Consider the following 3,926-nt stretch of genomic DNA (forward strand, 5'->3'; position numbering starts at 1 on the left):
GCTGTTCCTGTGTATCTCTTTTACTTCAATTCCGTACTTCGTTAAATCAAATGTTGTCATGAATTATGTTATTTATACTACTGGGTTGAATTTCTACTGCAAAATTTGGAAATTATATGCTCCCAAAAGATGACTTTTATCGTGATGCCAAAATCCGTGAAGATTTTGTGCTTTGCATTCCCGTAATAATCCCTTGTGTTTTTCATTATCTTGGAGATCATGAACGAACATCTCGATCCGACAGCAGATCATTTTTCCCAGGAAGAGCTCGACATAGAGAGGGCACTGAGGCCTGTATCCTTTGATGATTTTACGGGACAGGAATCTGTCCTCGAGAACCTGCAGATCTTTGTACAGGCGGCCAATTTGAGGAATGAAGCCCTGGATCATACTCTGTTCCACGGGCCTCCCGGCCTGGGAAAGACCACTCTTGCGCATATCCTGGCCAACGAACTGGGGGTGGGGATCAAGGTGACATCAGGCCCCGTATTGGATAAACCCGGAGACCTGGCGGGCCTGCTGACCAACCTGGAAGAAAGGGATGTACTTTTTATTGACGAGATCCACAGGTTGAGTCCCGTGGTGGAGGAATACCTCTATTCTGCCATGGAGGATTACAGGATAGACATCATGATAGAGACCGGCCCTAATGCCCGCTCCGTGCAGATCAACCTGAATCCATTTACCCTCATTGGCGCTACTACCCGATCCGGGTTGCTCACGGCTCCCATGCGCGCGCGGTTTGGCATACAGAGCAGGCTGGAATACTACAATACGGAACTCCTGTCGACCATCGTAGAGCGAAGTGCAGACATCCTGAAAGTTCCGATCACCCAGGAGGCGGCCATAGAGATAGCGGGAAGGAGCAGGGGAACCCCCCGGATCTCCAATGCACTCCTGAGAAGGATCAGGGATTTTGCACAGATCAAAGGGAACGGAAAGATAGACCTGGAAATATCGCGATTCGGCCTAAAAGCCTTGAATGTGGATACCCACGGCCTGGACGAGATGGACAATAAGATCCTGAGGACCATCATCGACAAATTCAAAGGCGGTCCTGTGGGGATATCAACCCTCGCCACGGCTGTCTCTGAAAGTGCAGAAACCCTTGAAGAGGTCTACGAGCCTTTCCTCATCCAACAGGGCTTTATTATGAGAACCCCAAGGGGGCGGGAGGTGACCGAACTCGCCTATAAGCACCTGGGGCGCATCAAAGGCGGAACCCAACCCGGGCTGTTCTAGATGGGAGAACTCAAAACTGTTTCTCTGCTGCAGGTGTTGAAGAACAGGAAACGAATCCTGGCCAACCCGCTTCCATTCCATTCTGAAAATTTTGAGAAATACGGGGATACCTTCCGGGTGAGGGTAGGGCCCGGCAGACCGGTAGTGTTCACCCGGGATCCTGAGATCATTCAGCAGGTTCTTCAGAAACAACAAAGAAAGTTCAGGAAATCGCCCCTGCAGACCAAAGACCTGGCCAAGTATATCGGAAATGGCCTCCTCACGGCAGAAGGAGAACACTGGAGGGTACAGCGAAGAATGATACAGCCGGCTTTCCACAAGAAAAAACTCGAAGGTCTGCTGGGGACCATGCGCAGGGCCATCAGGGAAGAAATCAGGCGCATTCAACCCGGCAGAGAACAAGATATTTTTCCCCTTATGGGCGATCTCGCCTTCCAGGTAGTGGCCAAATCCCTTTTCAGCAATACGGATATCAGGGAAAAGATGAGTGAATTACAGGATATCACGGAGACCAACCAGAGAATGCTCATCCGGGAAATGAGGCAACCTTACCTGGTCTGGTGGTTTAAGCTCAGCGGCAAAATAAGAAAACACCTGGCGTATTCCGAAAGGGGCAGGGAGTTGCTCGATGCCCTGATCGAGGAAAGGGTATCACAACACAGGGAGGAGGATGACCTGCTCGATATGCTTCTCAGCGCCACCTATGAAGATGGTACTCATATGGAGCGCCGCCAGCTTATCGACGAGGTGCTGATCCTTTTTACAGCCGGGCATGAGACCACGGCAAACGCCCTGAGTTTTACTCTCTTCCTCCTGGCGACCCATGCGGAAATTCAGGAAAAGGTATATCTCGAGATCAGGCAGAATCGGGGTACAGTGCTCGACTCCCTGGAAGGGATCGCTCGTTTTCAATACACGCAACAATGCATAGAAGAGGCGATGAGGTTATATCCTCCGGTCTATGTGATAGACCGGATGGCGACAGAGGAGGTAGAGCTTTCAGGACACAGGTTTTCTGAAGGGACCTTGTTGCTCATGTCTGTTTACGAGTTGCACAGGTATCGTTCATTTTGGGAAAAACCTGAGCTTTTCACGCCGGAACGTTTCAGCAGGGAAGGTAAAAAGGAAATGGGGCCTTATTATTATCCGTTTGGTGCCGGACCGAGGATGTGTATCGGCAATAACTTTGCGATGTATGAAATGGTCCTTACCCTGGTGGAGATCGTTTCGAATTACCGGATCGAAAGTAAGTCGAAAGAGGTGGTCCTCAACCCGCTTATTTCCCTGAAACCAAAGGAGGTTGTACTTGAGTTTTATCAACGTGAAACGGTTTGAAGCTGGTCACGCAACATACACGAAGAATCAAGGAAGAAGCCAAAAGGTTGGGCTTCCTTTCTTGTGGTATCTCCAGGGCAGAATTCCTGGAGGAGGAAGCACCCAGGCTTGAAAAATGGCTTAAACAGGGAATGCAGGGGGAGATGCGGTATATGGAGAACCACTTCGACAAAAGACTCGATCCGCGAAGGCTGGTCGATGGGGCGAAATCTGTGATTTCCCTCCTGCTCAATTACTATCCCTCCGAAGAACAGGTGCCCGATACCTACAAGATCTCTAAATACGCATATGGGCAGGACTACCACCAGGTGATTAAGGCCAAGCTCCGGGAATTGCACGCCTTTATCAGCCGTGAAATAGGGGAGGTGAACGGCAGGGCATTTGTAGATTCGGCCCCTGTGCTGGACAAGGTGTGGGCCGCGCGCAGCGGACTCGGATGGATAGGCAAACACAGCAACCTCCTTACCCAGCAGGTGGGTTCCTTTTATTTTATTGCCGAGCTGATCATAGACCTGGAGCTGGAGTATGATACCCCTGTCACGGACCATTGCGGTTCCTGTACGGCCTGTATAGATGCCTGCCCGACAGAGGCCATCATACAGCCCTATGTGGTAGATGGAAGCAAATGTATCTCCTACCTGACCATAGAATTGCGGGATGAGATCCCGACTTCTTTCAGGGGTAAGATGGACGACTGGGCCTTTGGATGCGATGTTTGCCAGGATGTATGCCCGTGGAACCGGTTTTCAAAACCCCATTCCGAACCCCTCTTCAACCCCCATCCCGACCTGCTAGGCATGAGCAAGAAGGATTGGGAAGAGATCACGGAAGAGGTTTTTCAGAAAGTCTTTAAGGGTTCGGCCGTAAAGCGGACCAAATTCAAGGGTCTGAAAAGAAACATATCCTTCCTGAACTCCTCGGATTAGCCTGTTCGTACCCTGTGCTTCGACCATATTTTTTTGATATGTTCAGAAGTCGGGAGATAAAATGTTATATTGACGGCTGTTTAATCCTAAATGACGCCCGAATTAAGGGAATAAAGAAGTACGTATGAAATTCAGCAAACCCGAACTCAGTTTCTGGCAGATATTTAATATGAATGTCGGGTTCCTGGGGATACAATACAGTTTTGGACTGCAGCAAAGTGCGATCAATCCGATTTTCCTTTTTTTAGGGGCATCAGAAGAGATATTACCCATCCTGAATATCGCCGGGCCGGTTACCGGTCTTGTGGTTCAACCCCTGATCGGCGCTATTTCCGATAAGACGTGGTCCCCGCGTTGGGGTAGGAGAAAACCTTTTTTCCTTATCGGGGCCCTCTTGGGGAGTATGTGTTTGTTTGCCTTTCC

General features: G+C 49.8%; 3 protein-coding genes and 1 pseudogene. All 4 read left to right on the forward strand.

The genetic code is table 11. From position 1 onward, the window contains the following. Positions 1-219: 219 nt before the first annotated feature. On the forward strand, positions 220-1,242 hold the full coding sequence (gene ruvB, locus ABYP73_RS11930) for a Holliday junction branch migration DNA helicase RuvB (protein ID WP_372974477.1): 1,023 nt from the start codon (positions 220-222) through the stop codon (positions 1,240-1,242). Next, complete coding sequence (locus ABYP73_RS11935; RefSeq protein ID WP_372974475.1) at positions 1,243-2,577, forward strand: cytochrome P450; 1,335 nt, start codon at positions 1,243-1,245, stop codon at positions 2,575-2,577. After that, on the forward strand, positions 2,574-3,503 hold the full coding sequence (queG, locus tag ABYP73_RS11940) for a tRNA epoxyqueuosine(34) reductase QueG (RefSeq protein WP_372974476.1): 930 nt from the start codon (positions 2,574-2,576) through the stop codon (positions 3,501-3,503). Before ABYP73_RS11935 ends, queG begins: the two co-directional genes overlap by 4 nt. Before the next feature lie 124 nt (positions 3,504-3,627). After that, positions 3,628-3,926, forward strand: a pseudogene (locus ABYP73_RS11945) (MFS transporter); the annotation flags it as partial.

The organism is Muriicola sp., from assembly GCF_041567615.1.
Classification (GTDB): domain Bacteria; phylum Bacteroidota; class Bacteroidia; order Flavobacteriales; family Flavobacteriaceae; genus Muriicola.